20 protein-coding genes are annotated in these 20774 nt (G+C 69.7%); 3 read left to right on the top strand and 17 right to left on the bottom strand.

Translation table 11 applies throughout. From position 1 onward, the window contains the following. Positions 1 to 24: 24 nt before the first annotated feature. The 4 genes from ACFV9G_RS12790 to rplS form a co-directional block, all read right to left on the bottom strand. Positions 25 to 333, bottom strand: coding sequence for a DUF2469 domain-containing protein (locus tag ACFV9G_RS12790; protein WP_045550889.1), 309 nt, complete (start codon positions 331 to 333; stop codon positions 25 to 27). 82 nt (positions 334 to 415) lie between these two features. Continuing rightward, a complete protein-coding gene (locus ACFV9G_RS12785; RefSeq protein WP_378727847.1) occupies positions 416 to 1108 on the bottom strand; it encodes a ribonuclease HII in 693 nt (230 codons plus the stop codon). Continuing rightward, positions 1105 to 2007, bottom strand: coding sequence for a signal peptidase I (gene lepB / locus ACFV9G_RS12780; RefSeq protein WP_378727846.1), 903 nt, complete (start codon positions 2005 to 2007; stop codon positions 1105 to 1107). The genes ACFV9G_RS12785 and lepB overlap by 4 nt, the downstream gene beginning before the upstream one ends. A gap of 62 nt (positions 2008 to 2069) precedes the next feature. Beyond that, positions 2070 to 2420 (bottom strand): 50S ribosomal protein L19, encoded by a 351-nt coding sequence (gene rplS, locus ACFV9G_RS12775; RefSeq protein WP_378727845.1) that lies wholly within the window; start codon positions 2418 to 2420, stop codon positions 2070 to 2072. A gap of 250 nt (positions 2421 to 2670) precedes the next feature. Here rplS and ACFV9G_RS12770 point away from each other — a divergent pair, with 250 nt between their 5' ends. After that, complete coding sequence (locus ACFV9G_RS12770; protein WP_378727844.1) at positions 2671 to 3882, top strand: Fic family protein; 1212 nt, start codon at positions 2671 to 2673, stop codon at positions 3880 to 3882. Between the two features lie 98 nt (positions 3883 to 3980). Here ACFV9G_RS12770 and ACFV9G_RS12765 read toward each other — a convergent pair whose 3' ends face one another. From ACFV9G_RS12765 to rpsP, 5 genes are all read right to left on the bottom strand, one after another. Beyond that, the gene (locus ACFV9G_RS12765; RefSeq protein ID WP_378727843.1) at positions 3981 to 5237 is read right to left on the bottom strand and encodes an ammonium transporter; all 1257 of its coding nucleotides are present in this window, start codon (positions 5235 to 5237) and stop codon (positions 3981 to 3983) included. Positions 5238 to 5394: 157 nt separating this feature from the next. Then, a complete protein-coding gene (trmD, locus tag ACFV9G_RS12760) occupies positions 5395 to 6552 on the bottom strand; it encodes a tRNA (guanosine(37)-N1)-methyltransferase TrmD (RefSeq protein WP_378727842.1) in 1158 nt (385 codons plus the stop codon). After that, on the bottom strand, positions 6549 to 7118 hold the full coding sequence (rimM, locus tag ACFV9G_RS12755) for a ribosome maturation factor RimM (RefSeq protein ID WP_378727841.1): 570 nt from the start codon (positions 7116 to 7118) through the stop codon (positions 6549 to 6551). Before rimM ends, trmD begins: the two co-directional genes overlap by 4 nt. A gap of 219 nt (positions 7119 to 7337) precedes the next feature. Beyond that, complete coding sequence (locus tag ACFV9G_RS12750) at positions 7338 to 7580, bottom strand: RNA-binding protein (RefSeq protein WP_378727840.1); 243 nt, start codon at positions 7578 to 7580, stop codon at positions 7338 to 7340. Positions 7581 to 7585: 5 nt separating this feature from the next. After that, the gene (gene rpsP, locus ACFV9G_RS12745) at positions 7586 to 8083 is read right to left on the bottom strand and encodes a 30S ribosomal protein S16 (protein WP_378727839.1); all 498 of its coding nucleotides are present in this window, start codon (positions 8081 to 8083) and stop codon (positions 7586 to 7588) included. Positions 8084 to 8409: 326 nt separating this feature from the next. Here rpsP and ACFV9G_RS12740 point away from each other — a divergent pair, with 326 nt between their 5' ends. After that, positions 8410 to 8991, top strand: a complete 582-nt coding sequence (locus ACFV9G_RS12740; protein WP_378727838.1) for a hypothetical protein — start codon at positions 8410 to 8412, stop codon at positions 8989 to 8991. Here ACFV9G_RS12740 and ACFV9G_RS12735 read toward each other — a convergent pair. The 8 genes from ACFV9G_RS12735 to ACFV9G_RS12700 all read right to left on the bottom strand — a co-directional run bounded on the left by ACFV9G_RS12735 (position 8988) and on the right by ACFV9G_RS12700 (position 19474). Beyond that, positions 8988 to 10058: an amidohydrolase family protein gene (locus tag ACFV9G_RS12735; protein ID WP_378727837.1), complete on the bottom strand. Its 1071-nt coding sequence runs from the start codon at positions 10056 to 10058 to the stop codon at positions 8988 to 8990. The genes ACFV9G_RS12740 and ACFV9G_RS12735 overlap by 4 nt on opposite strands. A 14-nt stretch (positions 10059 to 10072) precedes the next feature. Beyond that, on the bottom strand, positions 10073 to 11773 hold the full coding sequence (locus ACFV9G_RS12730) for an FHA domain-containing protein (RefSeq protein ID WP_378727836.1): 1701 nt from the start codon (positions 11771 to 11773) through the stop codon (positions 10073 to 10075). 78 nt (positions 11774 to 11851) lie between these two features. Beyond that, on the bottom strand, positions 11852 to 13861 hold the full coding sequence (locus ACFV9G_RS12725) for a glycoside hydrolase family 3 protein (protein WP_378727835.1): 2010 nt from the start codon (positions 13859 to 13861) through the stop codon (positions 11852 to 11854). A gap of 130 nt (positions 13862 to 13991) precedes the next feature. Then, positions 13992 to 14354: a hypothetical protein gene (locus ACFV9G_RS12720; RefSeq protein ID WP_378727834.1), complete on the bottom strand. Its 363-nt coding sequence runs from the start codon at positions 14352 to 14354 to the stop codon at positions 13992 to 13994. 393 nt (positions 14355 to 14747) lie between these two features. Beyond that, positions 14748 to 16310: a signal recognition particle protein gene (ffh, locus tag ACFV9G_RS12715; RefSeq protein ID WP_378727833.1), complete on the bottom strand. Its 1563-nt coding sequence runs from the start codon at positions 16308 to 16310 to the stop codon at positions 14748 to 14750. Between the two features lie 98 nt (positions 16311 to 16408). After that, entirely contained in the window at positions 16409 to 18622 is a 2214-nt protein-coding gene (locus ACFV9G_RS12710; protein ID WP_378727832.1) for a [protein-PII] uridylyltransferase, read from the bottom strand. 105 nt (positions 18623 to 18727) lie between these two features. Then, positions 18728 to 19066 (bottom strand): P-II family nitrogen regulator, encoded by a 339-nt coding sequence (locus ACFV9G_RS12705; RefSeq protein WP_008363338.1) that lies wholly within the window; start codon positions 19064 to 19066, stop codon positions 18728 to 18730. A gap of 69 nt (positions 19067 to 19135) precedes the next feature. Then, on the bottom strand, positions 19136 to 19474 hold the full coding sequence (locus ACFV9G_RS12700; RefSeq protein WP_141803747.1) for a P-II family nitrogen regulator: 339 nt from the start codon (positions 19472 to 19474) through the stop codon (positions 19136 to 19138). Between the two features lie 196 nt (positions 19475 to 19670). On the opposite strand from ACFV9G_RS12700, the gene ACFV9G_RS12695 reads away from it, so the two are divergent. Continuing rightward, positions 19671 to 20717: a class I SAM-dependent methyltransferase gene (locus ACFV9G_RS12695; RefSeq protein ID WP_378727831.1), complete on the top strand. Its 1047-nt coding sequence runs from the start codon at positions 19671 to 19673 to the stop codon at positions 20715 to 20717. The last annotated feature ends 57 nt before the right edge of the window (positions 20718 to 20774 follow it).

The following is a 20774-nucleotide window of genomic DNA, read 5'->3' as shown; positions in this document are numbered from 1 at the left end:
AACTGGCCCGAGATCAGCCGGCCGTCAGTCCAACGGCTGGTCGATGTCGGTCGGGTTGAGCGTCTCGACGTTGACGTCCTTGAAGGTGAGCACCTTGACCGCCTTCGCGAACCGGGCCGGCCGATACATGTCCCACACCCAGACGTCGTTCATCGACACCTCGAAGTAGACGTCCCCCGAGTCCGTACGCGCCCGCACGTCGACCTGGTTGCACAGATAGAAGCGGCGGTCGGTCTCGACGACGTACTTGAAGATGCCGACCACGTCGCGATACTCGCGGTAGAGGGTCAGTTCCATCTCGGTCTCGTACTTCTCGAGATCCTCCGCGCTCATGCCGCCTCCTCCGTAGAGGGAAGCGAAGAATACGGAGGCGGCGGCCTGAGGTCATCGGTCGCTCGCTGACGCTCGCTCATGCCTAGGACTCTAGAGCCAACTCCCGGGAAGTTCCGGGAAGACTCCACGAGCGCCGGTGATATGCCGAGGGCCCCAGGCGCTCCAGCGCGGCGATATGGGCGGGGGCGGAGTAGCCCTTGTTGTCGGCCCACGCGTAGTCGGGATACTCCTCGTGGAGCGCGACCATCAGCGCGTCGCGCGAAGTCTTCGCCAGGATCGAGGCGGCGGCGACGGCGGCGCACTTCATGTCGGCCTTGATCATCGTCGTCACCGGCGGCACCTCGACCTCCTCCACCATCGCGGAGACCTCACCGAAGAGCCCCTCCTGCACGGGCGGGGTCAGATAGTTGTGGTTGCCGTCGAGCAGCAGCGCGTCGGGACGTACGTCCAGGGCGCTCAACGCTCGCTGACCGGCCAGGCGCATCGCGGCCATGATCCCGACCTCGTCGATCTCGGAGGCCAGCGCATGCCCGACGGCGGAGTCGACGGCCCACCGGCGCACCTTCGGCGCGAGCATCTCGCGGGCCTCGGGAGTGAGCAGCTTGGAGTCGCGTACGCCCTGGGGTGCCGTCCGAGTGGAAGCGGTGATCACCACGATCCCGATCGAGACCGGCCCGCAGAGCGCGCCGCGCCCGACCTCGTCGACGGCGCCGAGATGGGTGACGCCCTCGCGCAGCATGGACCGCTCGACTCGCAGGGTCGGCGCAGCACTCACGGTGACGGCACGTCCTCGAAGCTCTCGGGGCGGTGGATCCACTTCGCCCGGTCCAGCGGCCAGCCCAGCGCGACGACCTTGCCGACCACGTTGTCCTCCGGCACCCAGGGCACCAGCGCGCAGTCGGTCTCGTTGGCCGTGCACATGTGCACGGTCGAGTCGGCCGAGTTGGCCCTGTTGTCGCCCATCACGAACAGCGAACCCTCGGGCACCGGACCGGCCTCCCAGTGGCGATTGCCGGGCATCGGCCCGAAGCACTCGCCCTCCTTGTTGGGGCGGCCGCACTTGGTCTGGGAGGGTCGGGCGTACGGCTCGTCGATCGGGACGCCGTTGACCATCAGTCGACCCTGCTTGTCGCAGCACTCGATGACGTCGCCGGGGACCCCGATGACACGCTTCACCAAGTGGCCCCCCTCAGGGTAGAGACCGATGACCGCGAGCGCCTTGCCGAAGATGTTGCTGGGACCTGCCGACTCGTCGACACCGAGCCAGGAGCCCGGGTCGGAGAAGACCACGACGTCGCCGCGCTGAGGGGTGCCGGCGAGCCAGTAGGACGGCTTCTCCACGAGCACCCGATCGTCGGTCGCCACCGACGGGCCACCCTGCAGGCCGGGCTCCATGGACTCCGAGGGGATGTAGAAGGCCTGCACGAACAGGGCCTTCACGACGACCGCGACCAGCACGGCCAGCACGACCAGGACGATGCCCTCCTGCCAGGCCGACAGGCGGGGCTTGTGCTCCTCCTCGCCGCGCGGGCCGTTGGCCGGGCCCGGCGGCTGCGAGGCCCAGCGAGGGGCCTGAGGAGAAGACGAGAACGACCGCGATCCCCCTGTCTCGGGCCCGTCCCAGCGGGCCTGGGGCCCTACGCCGACGGAAGGATCGCGGTCGTTCGAAGTCACGCGGTGAGTCTAGAGAGTTCCTCCACAACGAGCCTCATCGACTCGCTATCTTCAGGGACCTCTCAGGCCTCGCGGCGCTCCTTGATCTTCGCCTTCTTGCCGCGCAGGTTGCGCAGGTAGTAGAGCTTCGCGCGACGGACGTCACCGCGGGTGACGACCTCGATCTGCTCGAAGATCGGGGAGTGCAGCGGGAAGGTGCGCTCGACACCCACGCCGAAGGAGACCTTGCGGACGGTGAAGGTGCGGCCGATGCCGGAACCGTGGACGCGGATCACGACGCCCTGGAAGACCTGGACGCGGGACCGGCTGCCCTCGACGACCTTGACGTGCACCTTGACGGTGTCACCGGCGCGGAACTCCGGCAGGTCGTCGCGCTTGGAGGCGTTGCCGACCTCAGCGAGTACGTTGCTCATCATTTCTCCTCACGCTCGCCACAGGCCGATCGCGGTCATCCATGCCCTGGTCAGGGCTGTCTTTTGGCGGTGGTCCAGCCACGCTGGCCGGCGGCGCACGGTTCCCCCTGTGGCAGGAGCCCGTCACGACACCTCCGGGTGTCTTCTTCGGAGCGTGCTTCGGCCGACTGGACCGGTCCACAAGTCTGCCACAGCGCCGTGGACCGCCGAGAATCGAGACGTACGCGGCGCCCCCTGCGAGGATTCCCTCGTGACCGACACCGACTGGCCACCGCACACCTACGTGACGCGCCCCTACCGGCAGCGGATCCCGCGCGGCCCGCGCGTTGACCGGCTGCTCCGTGAGGTCACGGTGGCGCTGCCGCCTCACATCGCCGACCTCGACCTGGCGCTGGAGCGGCCGGTGGCGGCGATGACGACCGCCAGCGCGGGCGCGCTCCGTCATCTCGACCTGGTCCACGGCCGGACGATGGACGGGCTCAACCATCTGCAGCTGCGCACCGAGGCGATCGACTCCTCCAAGATCGAGCACGTCGAGGCCAGCATGGCCGACTACGGTCGGGCCCTCCTCGGCATCGGCGCCAGCTCCTCGGCGACCTCGATGGCATCCGCGACCCAGGCGATGCAGCGGCTGATCAGCGAGGCCGACACGACCCGCAAGATCACCTCCGACGCGATCCTGCGCGCCCACCGGGACCTGTTCGCACGCCATCCCGACGAGGCGGCCAACGCCGGCAGGTTCCGCGTCGTGCAGAACTGGGTCGGCGGCTCCGACTACGCGCCCCGCGACACCCTGCACGTGCCACCGCCGCCGGAGACGGTCGTCGACTACATCGAGGACCTGGTCGCCTTCGCGAACCGCGACGACCTCTCCCCCATCGCCCAGGCGGCGATCGTGCACGCCCAGTTCGAGTCGATCCACCCCTTCATCGACGGCAACGGCCGGATCGGTCGGGCGCTGATCCACGCCGTGCTCCGACGACGCCGCGCCTCACGGCACCTGGCCGTCCCGATCGCCTCGGCGCTCGTCGCCCACCGCGACCGCTACTTCGCCGCCCTCAACGACTACCGGGCCGGCACGGCGTCCACGATCATCGCGATGCTCGCCGCCTCGACGACGATCGCGACGACGGAGTCGTGGAAGACGGCCGAGACGCTGGAGAGCATCCGGCGCGGCTGGGGTGAGGCGGCCGGTGACCCACGGCCCGGGTCTGCTGCGTACCGCCTTCTCGACCTGCTCACCGAGGAGCCCATCCTCAACGCCGAGCTGGTCACCAAGAGCCTCGGCATCGAGGACCCCGAGGGGACGATCGACGGCTTGGAGCAGGTCGGAGTCCTCACCCGCACCAAACGCACGCGCCGCTCCCCCGTGTGGGTCGCGCCGGCGGTGCTGGCCGAGGTCGAGGACCTCAGCGTCCGCATCCAGCATCAGGCCCGACAGCTTCCGTACGGCCCACGCTGAGGCCTGCTCCTCCAGCAAGGTATGCAGACGAAGGCACCCCGGTACGCCGCAAGGCCCGCCCCGCGAACGGGACGGGCCTCGTGGAGGATGCGATCAGATCAGCCGAGCTCGGAGTAGCCCGGCTCGTGGAGGACGGTGTCGATACCGGCGACCTCGTCCTCCTCCTTGGCGCGGAAGCCGACGGTCTTCTCGATCGCGAAGCCGATGACGAAGGCGATGACGAACGAGTAGACGATCACGGTGAGCGAGGAGAGGATCTGGGCACCGAGCAGCTTGAAGTTGCCACCGAAGACCAGGCTGCCACCGGTGAGCGACTCCATGCCGAAGATGCCGACCCACACGCAGCCGATGAAACCGGCGACGAGGTGGATGCCGACGACGTCGAGCGTGTCATCGAAGCCGAGCTTGAACTTGAGCTCGACGGCCAGGGCGCAGATGGCACCGGCGACGAGGCCGAGGACGAGCGCCCAGACGGGGCTGACGAACGCACAGGCCGGCGTGATCGCGACCAGGCCGGTGACGATGCCGGAGGCAGCGCCGACGGCGGTCGGCTTGCCGTCCTTGAACTGCTCGACCACGATCCAGCCGATCAGACCCGCGGCCGGGGCCAGCAGGGTGTTGAGGAAGATCAGCGAGGTCTGGCCCTCGTCGGCACCGAAGACACCGGTGTTGAAGCCGAACCAGCCGAACCAGAGGATCGCGGTGCCGATCAGCACGAGCGGTACGTTGTGAGCGACCGTCTCCTCCTTGGAGAAGCCGACCTTGCGACGACCGAGCACGAGCGCCAGGGCGAGCGCCGCGGCGCCGGCCGACTGGTGGATCACGGTGCCGCCGGCCCAGTCGAGGGAGCCACCCAGGCCGTAGACGTTGTTGGCGAGCCAGCCGTAGAAGTTGCCCTCGGAGTCCACGCCCCAGATCCAGCGGAAGGTCGGGAAGACCACGAAGGTCGCGAAGAAGACGGCGAAGATCATCCAGGGCCAGAAGCGAGCCCGGTCGGCGACGGCCCCCGAGACCAGGGCGACGGTGATGATGCAGAAGGCGACCAGGAAGGCGTGACCGCCGAAGAGGTTGCCCGCGTCGCCGCTACCGGCGGAGGTGACGAGGTCGGTCATACCGAAGTCCTCGAACGGGTTACCGAAGAGCTTGCTCCCACCGCTGGTGCCATTGCCAGCGATGCCGGTGCCGCCGTAGAGGACGTAGAGGATCGTCACGACGGCGATCGAGCCGAAGCTCAGCATCATCATCGAGACGACGGACTTGGCCTTCACCAGGCCGCCGTAGAAGAACGCGAGACCGGGGGTCATGAAGATGACCAGGGCCGCGCACAGGAGTTGCCACGCAAGTTCGACAGACATTCAGTGCCTCATTGATTTGAGTCTCGGGATGGGGCTGTGACGCCACGCGAGCCACATCGCTCGTCGTACGCATTGCCCGGCATCGTTGCGACGCAAGGTTTCAGAGACGGATGCCTTGTGTTACAGAAAAGTAACAGAGTTTTCGGTTGCTGATCCGTTACCGTCGAGTTGCATGGGTCTTAGTCATGATGACGGCGCCTGAGGGAGCCTCGAGGTCACGGCGCAGGCGGAAGCCGGCCTTCTTGTAGATCTTCTGGTTCCGCTCACTCTTCGCTCCGGTGAAGAGCTGGTGGGTCTTGGCACCCGCCGGCGCCACCGCCTGGATGTGGTCGAGCAACTGACGACCCAGACCCCGGCCCTGCAGGTCCGGGGCGGTCATCAGCCGTCCGATCTCCCAGACGTCGCCCTCGAGCCGGGCACGGACCGAGCCGACCAGCCGCCCGGCGGAGCGGACCACGTAGACGTCGTGGGTCTCCAGAGCGCGCGCCGTGTCGTCGAGCGACTCGTGCAGCGGCGGGATCGCGACGCCGGGGTTGTCGTGCATCTCCTGCACCCAGCAGGCGAGCTGGAGCGTGTGCAGCTCGGGCACATCAGCACGTACGGCGGGCACGATCTCCCACTCGGTGGCTGCCTGGGAGGCGTGGAGCAGGTCGGGGCGGCGTACGGAGGTCCGGGCCACCGCCTGGTCGTGGCGCCACTGCGCGATCCGCTTGTGGTCGCCGCTGAGCAGCACCTTCGGGACCTCGAGGTCACGCCAGGAGGCGGGCTTGGTGTAGACCGGGTACTCCAGCAGGCCGTCCTCGTGGGACTCCTCCACGAGCGACTCGGCGTTGCCCATGAACCCGGGGAGCAGGCGTACGACGGCCTCCGTGATCGCCATCGCGGCCACCTCTCCCCCGTTGAGCACGTAGTCGCCCAGGGAGATCTCGCGGACCTCGGCGCGGGTGGCGGCGTGGTCGAGGACGCGCTGGTCGATGCCCTCGTAGCGGCCGAGCAGGAAGACCAGCCGCTCCCGAGTCGACAGCTCGCGAGCCAACGCCTGGGTGAACGGCTCGCCGCTCGGGGTGGTCACGATCACGGTCGCGCCGTCGATCGCCAGCTCGTCGAAGGCCTCACCGAACGGCTCCGACTTCATCACCATCCCGGCGCCACCGCCGTAGGGCGTGTCGTCGACAGTGCGGTGCTTGTCGTGCGCCCAGGCACGCAGATCGTGGACGTGCAGGTCCAGCAACCCGGACTCGATCGCCTTGCCCGGCAGGCTCAGCCGGAGCGGCGCGAGGTAGTCGGGGAAGATGGTGAGGTAGTCGAGCCTCACGTGGCGTCGTCCTCGTCCTCGGTGCTTTCGGGGAACGGCGTGACCAGGCCGGGGCGGTCGGCGATGACGACCTTCTTCTCGACCAGGTCGACGACCGGCACCAGCGCCTTGACGAACGGCACCAGCGCGTCGCGCCGGTCCGGGGTACGGATCGTCAGCAGGTCCTGGGCTCCCCCGTGGACCAGCGCCTTCACCGTGCCCAGCTCGCGGCCCTCTTCATCGAAGGCGGTCAGGCCGACGAGCTGATGGTCGTAGTACTCGTCGGGGTCCTCGGGGGTCTCCTCGGCCGGGACGTCGGCGAAGAGCAGCGTCCCGCGAGCCGTTTCGGCCTCGTTGCGGTCGGCGATCTCCTCGAAGGCGATCTGGAGCACCTGCCCGTGCCAACGGGCGCCCTCCACGGTCAACTCCTTGGCGGCGTACGCCGATCCCTTCGGCGGCTGCGCCCGCAGCACCGTGCCCTCGGCGAACCGCCGGTCGGGCTCGTCGGTGCGCACCTCGACGGTCACGAACCCTCGGATCCCGTGCGGCTTGCCGATCCGTCCGACCAGCACCTCGATCAACTCCACGAGGTGAGCCTAGAGGGTGGCGTACGTCGGGCCGAACTCCTCAGCGTGGGGGCGGCGCCGCTCGCTGTAACACGCTGTTCGTAGGACTACTCGCCCTATCGGATAGGGCGAGTAGTCCTACGAACGACGTGTTACACGAGTTCGGCGGCCCGAGAATGAGCAACAGGCGCCACCCCCGCAACGGGGATGGCGCCTGCCGTGAGTTGGTGCAGCCGGTGCTCAGCGACCGCCGTCGACGTCGACGAAGTCGACCCGCGCGCCGCCCTTGCCGGCCAGCGCTGAGATGACCGTACGGAACGCGGTGGCGGTGCGGCCGCCGCGGCCGATCACCTTGCCGAGGTCGTCGGGGTGGACCCGGACCTCGAGGACGGAGCCGCGACGAAGCTGCTTGTCGCGCACGCTCACCTCGTCGGGGTTGTCGACGACTCCTCGGACGAGGTGCTCGAGAGCTTCGGCGAGCATGCTGCTCAGGCCTCGGCCTCAGCGGCCGGGGTCTCCTCGGCCTTGGGTTCCTCGGCCTTGGGCTCCTCAGCCTTGGGCTCCTCGGCCTTCGGCTCCTCAGCCTTGGGCTCCTCAGCCTTCTTGGCGGCCTTCTTCGTGACGGCCTCAGAACCAGCCGAAGCGTGCGCCTCGGCGAGAGCCTTGTTGAAGAGCTCGAGCTTGTCGGGCTTCGGCGGGGCGACCCGCAGGGTGCCCTCGGTGCCCGGGAGGCCCTTGAACTTCTGCCAGTCGCCGGTCACCTTGAGGATCGCCTCGAGAGCCGGAGTCGGCTGGGCGCCGACGCCGAGCCAGTACTGGGCGCGCTCGGAGTCGACCTGGATGAAGCTCGGCTCCTCCTTGGGACGGTAGAGACCGATCTCCTCGATGACAGCGCCGTCGCGCTTCTTGCGCGAGTCGACGATGACGATGCGGTACTGCGGAACCCGGATCTTGCCCAGGCGCTTCAAGCGGATCTTGACAGCCACTGTTGGTGGTATTCCTTTGGAATCGAATATGGGTGAAGAGGCCCGTGTCGGTGTGGGGACACCCGTCAGGCAACTTCGGCGGGCACTGTTGCGCTGGGTGAGAGGGTCCCTGCGCACAGGACACACGCTCCAGTTTGCCAGACCTGCAGGTCGGGAAGAAATTCCCGTACGCAGCGCGCAACCGCCCCACCCGCCAGCTCCTCGCTGACGAAAACCACGTCCATGACGCCGCGATGCCCTGGATACTCTGCCGCATGTCCCATCGGGATACCCCCACCCCCTTCACTCCATACCCACGGCCCTCCTCACCTCAGGGGACGCCCAAGGTGTTCCCTTCGGCCAAGGCCGTGGGCGGCGTCGTCGGCCTCGCGGTCCTGGTCGGCGGGCTGGCCCTCTTCCTGACCTTGTTCCTTCCGTTCGTCACGGCGGAGCCCATCCGGGCGAGCATCCCGATCGACGGCGCACCGCACGATGTCCTGATCGAGCCAGGTATGGACGCGCTCCTCACCCTCCCCAGCACGGACGACCCCGGGAACGAACCGTGGTTCCGGTCCTGGGACGCGTCCTGCACGATCGTCGACTCCTCGCGAGGCTCGATCCAACTGTCGCCGAAGCCGAGCCAAGCGGGATGGTCCGAGGAGACGGGCGACTACATCGCCTTCCAATTCGACGCCGGGTCCGGGCGCCTTCGGGTCACGTGCACGTCACCGGTGAGCGAGGACCGCCCGGCTCGGATCACGCCGGCGCAGGGTAGCTACGGCCCACAGCTAGCGCTGGACAACGGGTTCGGGATGCTCTGCGGCGTGGCGCTGATCGTCGCCGGATTCGTCCTGTCCGCCGCCATGCTCGTCGACTGGGTCAGCGCCCGGCGCGATCGGCGGCTGTTCGAATCCAGCCGCTCTGTCTAGTGGACGACTCCCCTGAGAACCACGGCGGCGGGCCGGGCTAGGACGGTCAGGTCGTCGAGGGGGTTGGTGTCGTAGACGACGAAGTCGGCGGGGTCACCCTCGGCGAGGCCGGGGTTGTGCCCGAGCCACTCCCGGGCGCGCCAGGAGGCGGCACCGAGGACGACGTCGGCCGGAAGACCGAGCCGGTGCATGGCGAGGACCTCGACCGGGAGTACGCCGTGCAGCTGGTCGCCGGCGCCGTCGGATCCCGCGTAGAGGGCCACGCCCGCCTCGTAGGCGCTCATGATCGTCTCGCGACGGCGCGCGTAGAGGTCCTCCATGGTGGCGGCGTACGTCGGGAACTTGGGTGCCGCGGCCGCGGCCAGGTCGGGGAAGATCTCCAGCTGGGCGACGGTGGGGACCAGTGCGGTGCCCTGCTCGGCCATGGCCTCGACGAGGTCCGTGGTCAACCCGGTGCCGTGCTCGATGCAGTCGATCCCGGCCTCGATCAGGCCGGGCAGGACCTCGTGACCGAAGCAGTGCGCCGTGACCCGCGCGTCGTTGTCATGGGCGACCTTGATCGCCTCGGCGAACGACTCCTCCGGGAAGGAGGGCTTCAGGTCGCCCTCGGCCCGGTCGATCCAGTCGCCGACGAGCTTGACCCAGCCGTCACCGGAGCGGGCCTGCCGCTCGACGGCCTCGGCCAGACCGTCGGACTCGACCTCGTCGGCGTAGTTGCGCATGTAGCGCTTCGTACGTCCGATGTGGCGGCCGGCGCGGATCAGCCGGGGCAGGTCGTCGCGTGCCTGCACCCAGCGGGTGTCGGCGGCGGAGCCGGCGTCGCGCAGGAGCAGCGCACCGGCGTCACGGTCGGCAATCGCCTGGGCCTCGGCGGTCTCGGCGTCGACCGCACCGTCGGGCCCGAGCCCGATGTGGCAGTGGGCGTCGACGAGGCCGGGGACGATCCAGCCCGAGGCGCCGGTCTCCGCCCCCGACGGCCGCTCGTAGGTGATGCGGCCGTCGAGGACGTAGAGGTCCCGCACCTCTCCATCGGGAAGGACCGGGCCGGAGAAGCGCAGAGCAGTCATGTGACGCAGGTTACCTAGTTGCGCGGCACCTTCACCCCGGCGGCCTCGAGGATCGGGAAGTGCTGAGCGAGCGGGATCACCTGGCCGGTGACGACGTTGCTCTCGTCCCACCCGATGGAGGTCGGTACGCCGACGAGCTCACCGTCGTCGTTGACCGCGGCGCCACCGGAGTTGCCGCTGGAGATCCGGGCGGTGACGTCGAAGACGGCCCGCTCCTCGCCCTCGAAGGAGAGGATCGTCGCGACGTTGCCCTCGGCGACGGTCGGCGGCTGGAAGAGCACGCCCTCCTTGTCCGCGAAGCTCTCCTTCGGCAGCATGGGGAAGCCGATCGTGGCGATGAAGTCGCCGCGGTCGACGGCGTTGGAGTCGCCGAGCGAGATCGTCGGCAGGTCCAGCGATGACGGGTTCACCGGGTTGCCCTCGCCGTCGGCGATGATCTGCACGACCGCGCTGTCGACCTCGCCGTCGGACTGGATGACCTTGGCGATGTAGTCGGGCTCGCCGACCTTGTAGCCCTCGGCCGGGTCGGTCAGGTGGATGTTGACGACCTCGGGCGAGACCTCGCCCTTGGCGGCATACTCCGGGATCTTCGCCGGGTCGGCGACGTGGGCGTTGGTGAGGATCTTGCCGTCCTCGGTGACGATCGACCCGGATCCCATCGCGATGGTGTCCTCGGTCGGCGCGTAGGTGATCCAGACGGCGGCCCGCTGCGCGCTGTTGAGCTCGTCCTTGGTCAGACCGGTGTCCTGGGCGGCCGGGTCGCCGCCGGGCACCACGAACATCGCGATCACCAGTCCGATGACCACGACCGCGGCCGCGGCCCCGATCCCGCCCCACAGCAGCAGCTTGTTGCGGCGCTTGGCGGCGGCCCGGGCAACCTCGACCTCGGCGGCGTAGATCGGGATGACCTTGAGGATCTCGCCGGCGACCGGGTGACCGAGGCGGATCTCGGTCTCCTCGTCGATCTGCTCCCGGACCAACGGCTTCCCCTTGAGGAACGACCCGGTCTGGGAGCCGTTCTCGAAGGTCCAGCCGCCTGGGGTCGCCACCAACCGGGCGTGCTGGCGGGAGACACCCTGGTCCTCCAGCACGACCGAGTTGTCGGCCGCACGGCCGATGGTGACCGTGACCGGGTGGCGGAAGCGGTGCTCCTTGCCCTCGGCGACCAGCAGCAGGTCCGGGCCGGTCGGCGGGGCCGGCGGCTGACCGGGAGCGGTCGGGCGGGCCATCCCGGGAGCGATCGTCATCTCGGAGATGTCCTGGGTCGCCGAGGGCGCCGGGGGCGCGGGCGGCAGGTTGCCGGGCGGGGGCGGAGCCGCCGGTGCCGCCCCGGAGGGCGGAGCCGCCGTGGCGCCCGCCATCGCCGGCGGAGGCGGCGGAGCCGGCGCCTGAGCACGCGGAGCACCCGCCGCCACCGGCGCGTCGTCGAGCGTGACCGTGATCGTCGAGCCCGGCCCCGCCGGGCCGAGCTGGATCTCGGTCGCACCGGTCAACGGCACCTCGGTGACGCGGCTGCCGGAGACGTACGTCCCTCCGGCGGAGCCGACGTCGACCAGCTTCCACCCGGACGGGTCCGGGCGCAGCTCCGCATGAGCGCGGGAGACGGAGGATGACGAGAGCACCACGTCGGCATCGATCGAACGCCCTATTCGGACGATCTTGTCGGGCGGGAAGCTGAGCGCTCGTCCCGATACGTCTACGCGAAGCGTCTGCATGCACGAATCATGCACCGAAATGGCCCGATCCAAGCGTCGCGAATCGAAGATTCGCACAACTCGGATCGGGCCTTTTCGCTATCGGTGCGTCTTCAGGCCGTGTCCGTACGCAAACAGCGGGTCATAGTCGGAATCGCCGATGTTGATCGGCTCCTGGTCGACCGAGCGGGGCCAGGTCACCGGAAGCTTCCCGGTGAACGGGCGCTTGCCGAAGAGCACGTCGGCGACGCCCTTGCCCTCGCTGCCCGGCAGCCAGGAGGCCACCAGAGCGTCGATCTGCCCGAGCAGCTCGGGCGGGATGATCATCGGACGCCCGGAGACGACGAGCACCGTGCAGGTCGCCGCGGCCGCGCAGACCGTCTCGATCGCCGCCGTGTCGGCGTCGCTGAGCTGCATCGTCAGCGCCGGCCGGAGCACGCCGCCCTCACCCGGGTCGTAGCCCCAGCGCGGGCCACCGACGTCACCGAAGCCCTCGGCGTACGGGTGCTCGCCGACGACCACGACACCATGTGCCCCGGCCGGGACCGGCGCGGAGGCGTCGGGCGAGTGGGTCACCTCGCCACGGGCCGCGGACTCGATGCCGTCGAGGATCGTGTCGCCGGGGATCTGGTGAGTCGAGTTGCCCTGCCAGGTGATCGTCCAGCCCCCGGCCTGGTCACCGATGCTGTCGGCCTTGCTGCCCGCGACGTAGACGTCGTCGCGGCCGGAGAGCGGCAGCGTGTGCCTGTTCCGGAGCAGGACCTGCGACTTCGCCACCGCCTCGCGCGCGACGCGACGGTGGTCGGCGCTGCCGATCTCGTCGATGTTGCGCCGGTCGGTGAACGGCTTCTCGAAGAGTCCGAGGTCGAACTTCGCGGTCAGGATGCGGGAGACCGCGTCGTCGATGCGGGCCGTCGAGACGGCGCCACTCTCGACCGCGTCGGTCAGCGTCTCGATGAACTGCGGATAGCCGACGGTGTCGCCGGAGAACGGCTCCATGAACATGTCGACGCCGGCGTTGACCGAGATGGCCACCTGCTCGGCGTACGTCCCCGGGATCTGGTGGATCGCCCGCCAGTCGGAGATCACCAGGCCGTCGAAGCCCTGCTTCTCCTTGAGCCAGCCGGTGACGAGCTCCTCGTGGGCGTGCATCTTGAGCGGGTTGCCGAGTCCGTCCTCAGTCCAGTCGACGCTGGAGAAGGACGGCATCACCGAGCCGACGTCGTGCTTCTTGATGGCGGTGACGTACGGCGAGAGCGCCAGCTTCTCGAACTCGGCGTGCGAGGCCTGGGTGATGCCCTGGTCGATGGTGTAGTCGCCCTCGCCCGTCCCGAACGTCGTGAAGCCGTCGCCGGCGAAGTGCTTGGCGGTGGCGAGCACGCGGTCGGGATCGTCGAGCTCGTTCTTGTCGCCCTGGAACCCCTCGATCATCTGCGACATCTTGGCGGCCAGCTTGGGGTCCTCACCGAAGGACTCGTACGTCCTCCCCCACCTGTCGTCGCGGGCGACGCAGATGCACGGGGCGAAGGTCCACTGCGGCCCGGAGGCGCGGGTCTCCTCCGCGGTGATGTGCCCGATCCGCTCGGCGAGCTTCGGGTCGCGGGTCGCGCCGAGGCCGATGTTGTGCGGGAACACGGTCGCGCCGTTGAGGTTGCCGTGACCGTGGACCGAGTCGACGCCGTAGAGCAGCGGGATCCCCAGCCGGGTCGAGAGCGCCTGCTCCTGGAAGGCGTCGACCGTGTCGGCCCAGGCCTCCGGGGTGTTCTCGGCCGGGGTCGAGCCGCCGCCGGAGAGTACGCTGCCGAGCCCGAGCTCAGCGATCTGGCCGGGGTTAGCGGCGACGTCCGCGCGCTCGGCCTGGGCCATCTGACCGACCTTCTCGGCGAGCGTCATCCGGGCGAGCAGGTCGGCGACGCGGGTCTTGGTCGCCAGACGTGGGTTCTTGTAGGGCAGCGTGTGGCCCGAGCGCGTGAGCGCATCGGTGGACACGCCGGCGGGCGCGCTGGTGGGCGCCGCACTGGATGCAGGGGCAACGAAGAGCGTGGCACAGAGCAGACCGGCGAGAGCCGAGGCTCCACCGATCGCGCCGCGCCGTCTGTGTGATCGCACGGGACAGACCTCCTGAGAGTGATCTACCAACACCTCGGCGATGAGGCGCCAGGGCTCGTGAGAGCGCTCCCAGCGTGACGGCGATCACAATGCCGGTCAATGGCTACGCGTGCGTAACCCCTCGAATTACTCAGATCTGGTCAAGCAACCAGGACGGCCCCAGGGCCGTCGCGCCGCCACAGCGTGCCTGCAGCATCCGGTCGGCGGTCACCAGCGTCACCCGGTCGCCCTTCTCCTGCGCCTCCCGGACGGCACCGACGATCGCGGCGTCCCCGTCCTTGGGTGCGTGGACGGTGAGCACGTGGGCGTCGCGGCCGGGACGTACGCCGCCCTTGGCCTGTCCCTCCAGGACCAGCACGATCCGGTCGTGCGGGAGGTCGGCCACCAGGAGTGCCTCGTGCAGCCGGCGCGCGGCGCCGGCCCGGTCCTTCCACCAGCCGTCCGGGCGGGCACCCACGACGTTCGCACCGTCGACGACCAGGACCGTTGCCATGCGGCCAGGATAAAGGTGCGAGTCGCTGCGAAGCGCACAGGCCCGTGGCGCCACTTCGGCACATGTGTGCCGAAGTGGCAGGTCGAGAGCGCCCGCGAAGCGCCAGTTCCGCACACATGCGCGAAACTGACGGGCGCCTCGGCTCTGAGGTTGAAGAATGTGGCCCGGTTCCGGTGGCGCTGCGGCGCCTCGAGTCGGCGCGTCGTGACGGCGAATCCTGCCGAGTCGGCGCGTTCTAACGAGCCGACTCGGCGCATGTGTCTCGCGAACCAGCGTCGAGTCGGCGCGTTTGTCTCGCCAAAGCTGGTCGAAGCGGGCGATCCGATGGGGACAGATGCGCCGACTCAGCGATTCTGGCCGGGACAGATGCGCCGACTCAGCGGTCGAGGCGGGTCACTTCAGGAACTTGGAGAAGTCCCCGGGCAGGTTGAGCTCGGCGGCAGCCTTCTCGTAGTCGATCTCCTCGCCACCCGGCACCCCGAACGGGTTGGCGGCAGCCGGCTTCTTCTCGGCGTCCGTCTTCGCCTGCTGGGCGGCCTTGGCCGGGTTGCCGGACTTGCGCGCGCCCTTGCCCTTCTTCTTCTGGGCCACCTGCTTGGCGCCGGCGCGCTTGCCGAAGCCGGCACCGGGCGCGCCGGGCATCCCGGGCATGCCGCCACCGGAGGCGAGCTGCTTCATCATCTTCGACGCCTCGGTGAAGCGCTGGATGAGCTGGTTGACGTCGGAGACCTGGCGGCCCGAGCCCTTCGCGATGCGGGCGCGGCGGGAGCCGTCGAGGATCTTCGGGTTGGCGCGCTCGGCCGGGGTCATCGACTGGATGATCGCCTGGATCCGGTCGATCTCGCGCTCGTCGAAGTTGTCGAGCTGGTCGCGGAACTGACCCATGCCCGGCAGCATGCCCATCAGCTTCGACATCGAGCCGAGCTTGCGCAGCTGCTGCATCTGCTTGAGGAAGTCCTCGAGCGTGAACTCGCCGCTCGCGAGCTTGGCCGCGTCCTGCTCGGCCTGCCCCTGGTCGAAGGTCTTCTCGGCCTGCTCGATCAGGGTGAGCATGTCGCCCATGTCGAGGATGCGGCCGGCCATCCGGTCGGGGTGGAACAGGTCGAAGTCGGTCATCTTCTCGCCGTTGGAGGCGAACATGACCGGCTTGCCGGTGATCTGGACGATGGAGAGCGCCGCACCACCACGGGCGTCGCCGTCGAGCTTGGTGAGGACCACGCCGTCGTAGCCGACGCCGTCGAGGAAGGCCTGCGCGGTGTTGACCGCGTCCTGACCGATCATCGCGTCGACGACGAAGAGGACCTCGTCGGGGTTGACCGCCGCCTTGATGTCGGCGGCCTGCTTCATCAGCTCCTCGTCGATGCCGAGGCGGCCGGCGGTGTCGACGATGACCACGTCGTGGAGCTTGCGCTTGGCCTCCTCGACAGCGTCACGGGCAACCGCGACCGGGTCGCCGACGCCATTGCCAGGCTGGGGTGCGTAGACGGGGACCCCGACGCGCTCACCGTTGACCTGGAGCTGGTTGACCGCGTTGGGCCGCTGCAGGTCGGCGGCCACCAGCAGCGGCGCCTTGCCCTGCTCCTTCAGCCACAGCGCGAGCTTCGCGGCCAGGGTGGTCTTACCGGCACCCTGCAGACCCGCGAGCATGATCACCGTCGGGCCGGTCTTGGCGTAACGGAGCCGACGGGTCTCGCCACCCAGGATCGTGACCAGCTCGTCGTTGACGATCTTGACGATCTGCTGGGCGGGGTTCAGCGCCTGGCTGACCTCCTCGCCGCGCGCCCGCTCCTTGACCCGGGCGACGAACTCGCGCACCACCGGCAACGCGACGTCGGCCTCGAGCAGCGCGATACGGATCTCGCGAGCGGTGGCGTCGATGTCGGCATCGGTGAGGCGGCCCTTGCCCCGAATGTTCTTGAACGTCGTGGCGAGCCGGTCGGAGAGCGTGGCGAACAAAGCGGTCCTTCAGCAGAGTGGTGGTCCTGCCAAGACTAACGAACTGTTGTGTGTGGGGTGCTATTCGGCAGCGCCATCGCAGGGTGGCACGGTGGCGGTCAGCACTCGAGCGCCGCGCGGACCGCATGGGCCGCCTCGGCCGCCCGATGCTCGGCGAGCACTCCGGCCGAGGCCTCCTGGAGGTAGAACACGTCCACGGCCTGCGGGCCGAGGGTGGAGATATGGGCGGAGCGGACGGCGATCTCCATCCGCGCCAGCGCGACGGCGACCGTGTAGACGACCCCGGGACGGTCGATGGTGCGCACCTCGAGGACCGTGGCCTTGCTGGATGCCTCGGGACGTACGACGACCGAGGGTTCGCTCCCCCGCGCGGCCGCGCTCGGCGCCAGCCGGGTCGTCGGGTCGAGGCGGCCCTCGGTGATGGCGGAGAACCGGGTGCGCAGCACCGCGGCGTCGACATAGGAGTCGTCGAGGTCCCACACGCTCACCCCGAAACCGCCCTGCTGCCAGGCACGACAGGCTCTGACCGGCAGCCGCGCGACCGCGAAGGTGGCGGCCAGATCGGCGAGCAGGCCGAGCCGGTCGGGCGCGATCACCCACACCCGGGCGCCGTCGGCGAGCGGCTCGGCACGGAAGGAGGTCGAGCCCGAACGTACGCTCTCGGGGATCTCCACCGCGGCCTGCGACCGCTCCCCCGCGGCGACGCCGGTGTCGAGGACCCGCGCGGCCCGGCGGGCGAGGTCGAGGATGAGCCGGGCCCGCCAGCTGGTCCAGGCCTGGGTGCTGGTCGCCCGCGCGTCCGCCTCGGTGAGCGCGGTGAGCAGGGCGAGCGCCTCGGCGTCGCCCATCGTGTCGACCACCAGGTCGACGGTCGCCGGGTCGTCCGGGTCACGGGTCGTCGCGGTCACCGACAGGAGCAGGTGCCAGCGCACCAGCTGCGAGATCAGCTCGACCTCCTCGTCCGGGAATCCCATCCGTGAGGCGATGCGGCGGGCGATCGGCTCCCCCGCGACGCTGTGCTCGGTCAGCGACCCCTTGCCGATGTCATGGAGCAGCGCCGCGACCAGCAGCACGTCGGGGCGAGCCACGCGCGGCATCAGCGCGACCGCCTCGATGCAGGTCTCGATGGTGTGCCGGTCGACGGTGAAGCGGTGGATGATCGAGGCGTGCGGGAGGAGCCGGATCCGCTCCCACTCGGGCAGGATCCGAGAGACCGCGCCGGTCTCCTCCAGGGTCTCCCAGACCGCGAGCAGCCCGCGCCCGGCCCCCAGCAGCCGTACGAAGAGTCGGCGGGCGTCCTCCGGCCACGGCTCGGCCAGCGCCGGGGTGTCCTTGGCCAGCCGCGCGGCGGTCGGCGGCGCCAGGGCGACCCCGTGCTCGGCGGCCAGCGCCGAGGCGCGCAGCAGCATCAGCGGATCCCGCGCGGGGCGGGCGCCCGGCACGAGGACGACCTCGCCGGACGCGAGCGCCAGCCCGCCGCCCAGAGGCGTCAGCCGCGGGCGACGCGGCGCTCCGGGACGGGATCGCTCGAGGACCCCGTCCACCCGTCGCCAGGCCAGGCGGGAGAGATGGGCGAGGCGGCGGCCGATGGTGCGTACGTGGGCCTGTGCCGTACGAGCGTCGTCCAGCTCGAGCCTCTCGGCGAGCTGGTCCCACATCTCCGGCACGACGCGGTCGGTGGCCCGGCCGCCGATCTCCTGCACGAGATCACGGACGTCGAGCAGGGCGCGGCGCGACTTCTCCAGGTCGACCGCAGGTACGTCCACCAGCCAGGTCGCCACGATCGCCTTGATGACGACCGCGTCCCGCAGCCCGCCGTACATCTCCTTCAGGTCCGGCACCGAGGCGTGGGCGAGCTCCCCGGCACGCCGGTGTCGCTCCACGCTCATCGTCCTCAGCTCGGGCAGCAGGGCCCGGGCGTGCTTGCGCCAGTGGGCCAGCATCGTCGTACGCAGCCGCAGCACCAGGCCGCGGTCGCCGGCCAGGTGCCGGATGTCGAGCAGCCCCAGGGCGACCCGGAGGTCACCGGTCGAGGACGAGAGCATCTCGGAGAACGAGCGCACCGAGTGGTCGAGCTTGGGCGCGGCGTCCCAGAGCGGATACCAGACCTGCTCGGCCACCGACCCCGGCGAGACGGCGTCGTCGTGCACCAGGACCACGTCCCAGTCGGAGAAGGGCGCGAGCTCCCCGCGCCCGTATCCCCCGACCGCGACCAGGGCGACCCCGACCTCGGGGCCGCCCGCTGCGGCGTACGCCTCGGCGCAGTGCTCGTCGGCCTCGGCTGTGCGCTCCGCCCGGCCCTCAGCCGTCACGCCGCCGCGATCGTAGGGAGAAGCCAGGGTGCGAACGCGGCGGCGCGACAATCCTGATCGTCGCTCGCTGCCGCTCGCTCATGCGCCAGCCCCTTCATGAGAGATTCAGATCGCGGCGTCGTCGCGGTCGCCGGTGCGGACCCGCACGATCGTCTCCAGCGGGGAGACCCAGACCTTGCCGTCACCGATGCGCTCGGTCTTCGCCGAGGTCTCGATGGCGCTGACCACCGACTCGACCTCCTCGTCGGGCACGGCGATCTCGATGCGGATCTTCGGCACCAGGGCGACGTCGTACTCAGCGCCGCGGTAGACCTCGGTGTGGCCCTTCTGCCGGCCGTAGCCGGAGACCTCGGAGACGGTCATGCCGGTGACACCGACAGCTTCCAGGGCGACGCGGACGTCCTCCCACTTGTGGGGTTTGATCACTGCGGTGACGAGCTTCATTTCTCTCCTCCGGTGGGATTCGATGGACCGGCACTCGGACGAAGCCTAATGGTCGAGCGTTCCACTGGATCAGAGCGCCTCGGCGTCGCGCGCACCGGTCCGGACACGGACGACGGACTCGATCGGACTGAGCCAGACCTTCCCGTCGCCGATCCGACCGGTCTGCGCGGTCTTCACGACGATCCCGACGACGTCGGCCGCATCCTCGTCCTCCACCACGATCTCGATGCGGATCTTCGGCACCAGGGCGATGTCGTACTCGGCGCCGCGGTAGACCTCGGTGTGGCCCTTCTGCCGGCCGTAGCCGGAGACCTCGGAGACGGTCATGCCGGTCACACCGAACGCCTCCAGGGCCTCGCGCACGTCCTCCCACTTGTGGGGCTTGATCACTGCGGTCACGAGTTTCACGAGAGGGCGCCTCCAGAAGTCCTTGATCCTGTCATCTTCGCCGCCACCTTCACCCGGGGACGTTTCGACACCCCGAAGCGTCTGTTTCCACTGTGTAACAGACCATTTCCCCGTACGTCGCCGAAGCGTCGAAACAGCCCGCAATTCACCCGTGCCGAACCCGCGCGGCACCACCAAAGGTCGCTACCCTCGTCGCATGTCGCACTACGCCGTCGAGATCGACCTCGATCACGCCAACACCAGCCATGTGCAGGTCATCGACCTGGCTGCGCCGATCGCCTCGGCAGACGGTGGGAAGCGGGTCCTCGACGTCGGCTGCTGGACCGGTGAGATCGGCCGGATCCTCACCGAGCGTGGCTGCACCGTCACCGGCATCGAGATCGACCCCGAGGCGGCGAGCCTGGCCGAGAAGGTCCTCGAGCGGGTGGTCGTCGCCGACGTCGACGCGACCCCGCTGACCGAGATCGTCGAGCCCGGCTCCTTCGACCTGGTGATCTTCGCCGACGTCCTCGAGCACCTCGTCGACCCGCGGGCGGCGCTCGAGCAGGCCCGTGACCTGCTCGCCCCCGACGGCCGGGTGGTCATCTCGATCCCCAACGTCACCCACGGCTCGGTCCGCCTCGCCCTGCTCCAGGGCCGCTGGCAGACCACCGACACCGGTCTCCTGGACCGCACCCACATCAAGTTCTACTCCCGCGAGGGGCTGCTGAAGCTCTTCACCGAGGCGGGCTACGCGGTCGAGGACCTGCGCGGCACCACCGCCGACCCGCTCAACGTCGAGGTCGCGGTCGACCCGGGTCTGCTTCCCGAGGTGGCCGTGGAGTGGGTACGCCAGCAGCCCGACGCGCTGGTCTACCAGTTCCAGCTCTCCGCCCGGCCGCTCGCCGACGGCGAGCTCGCGCCGGCCGCCCCCGAGCTCGTCCAGGCCGCTCCGGCCGACGAGGTCCGGCTCCGCGACGCCCACACCCACAAGTTCGAGGAGGTCACCCGTTCCCGGCTGGCCACCCGCGACCACATCCTCGGCATCCAGGCCTCCGCCAACTCCGCCCAGGCCCGGGTCGGCACCCTGTCCAAGCAGCTGCGCGAGGCCCGCGAGGTCAACCGGCGCCGCCGCGAGCGCATCGAGCGGCTGCGCGGCAAGGTCGCCGGCCTCGAGGCCGACCTGACCTACGCCACCCGCCACCCGGTGCGGAACTTCGGTCGACGAGTCGTCCGCCGCCTCCGTCGCGCAGCCCAGGCCTGACCCCGCCGAGTCGGCTCGTCCTGACCGGTTTCACCGCCGAGTCGGCTCGTCCTGACG

This window comes from Nocardioides sp. NPDC059952, assembly GCF_042730435.1.
In the GTDB taxonomy this organism is placed as follows: domain Bacteria; phylum Actinomycetota; class Actinomycetes; order Propionibacteriales; family Nocardioidaceae; genus Nocardioides.
This window is presented reverse-complemented; position numbering and strand designations above follow the sequence as displayed.

Excerpts from the sequence above, each read along its gene's own strand:
- ACFV9G_RS12730 (WP_378727836.1), bottom strand. The coding sequence starts at position 11,773 with ATGCAGACGCTTCGCGTAGACGTATCGGGACGAGCGCTCAGCTTCCCG.
- ACFV9G_RS12720 (WP_378727834.1), bottom strand. The coding sequence starts at position 14,354 with ATGGCAACGGTCCTGGTCGTCGACGGTGCGAACGTCGTGGGTGCCCGC.
- ACFV9G_RS12790 (WP_045550889.1), bottom strand. The coding sequence starts at position 333 with ATGAGCGCGGAGGATCTCGAGAAGTACGAGACCGAGATGGAACTGACC.
- ACFV9G_RS12705 (WP_008363338.1), bottom strand. The coding sequence starts at position 19,066 with ATGAAGCTCGTCACCGCAGTGATCAAACCCCACAAGTGGGAGGACGTC.
- rplS (WP_378727845.1), bottom strand. The coding sequence starts at position 2,420 with ATGAGCAACGTACTCGCTGAGGTCGGCAACGCCTCCAAGCGCGACGAC.
- ACFV9G_RS12750 (WP_378727840.1), bottom strand. The coding sequence starts at position 7,580 with ATGCTCGCCGAAGCTCTCGAGCACCTCGTCCGAGGAGTCGTCGACAAC.
- ACFV9G_RS12735 (WP_378727837.1), bottom strand. The coding sequence starts at position 10,058 with ATGACTGCTCTGCGCTTCTCCGGCCCGGTCCTTCCCGATGGAGAGGTG.
- ACFV9G_RS12695 (WP_378727831.1), top strand. The coding sequence starts at position 19,671 with ATGTCGCACTACGCCGTCGAGATCGACCTCGATCACGCCAACACCAGC.
- ACFV9G_RS12765 (WP_378727843.1), bottom strand. The coding sequence starts at position 5,237 with ATGTCTGTCGAACTTGCGTGGCAACTCCTGTGCGCGGCCCTGGTCATC.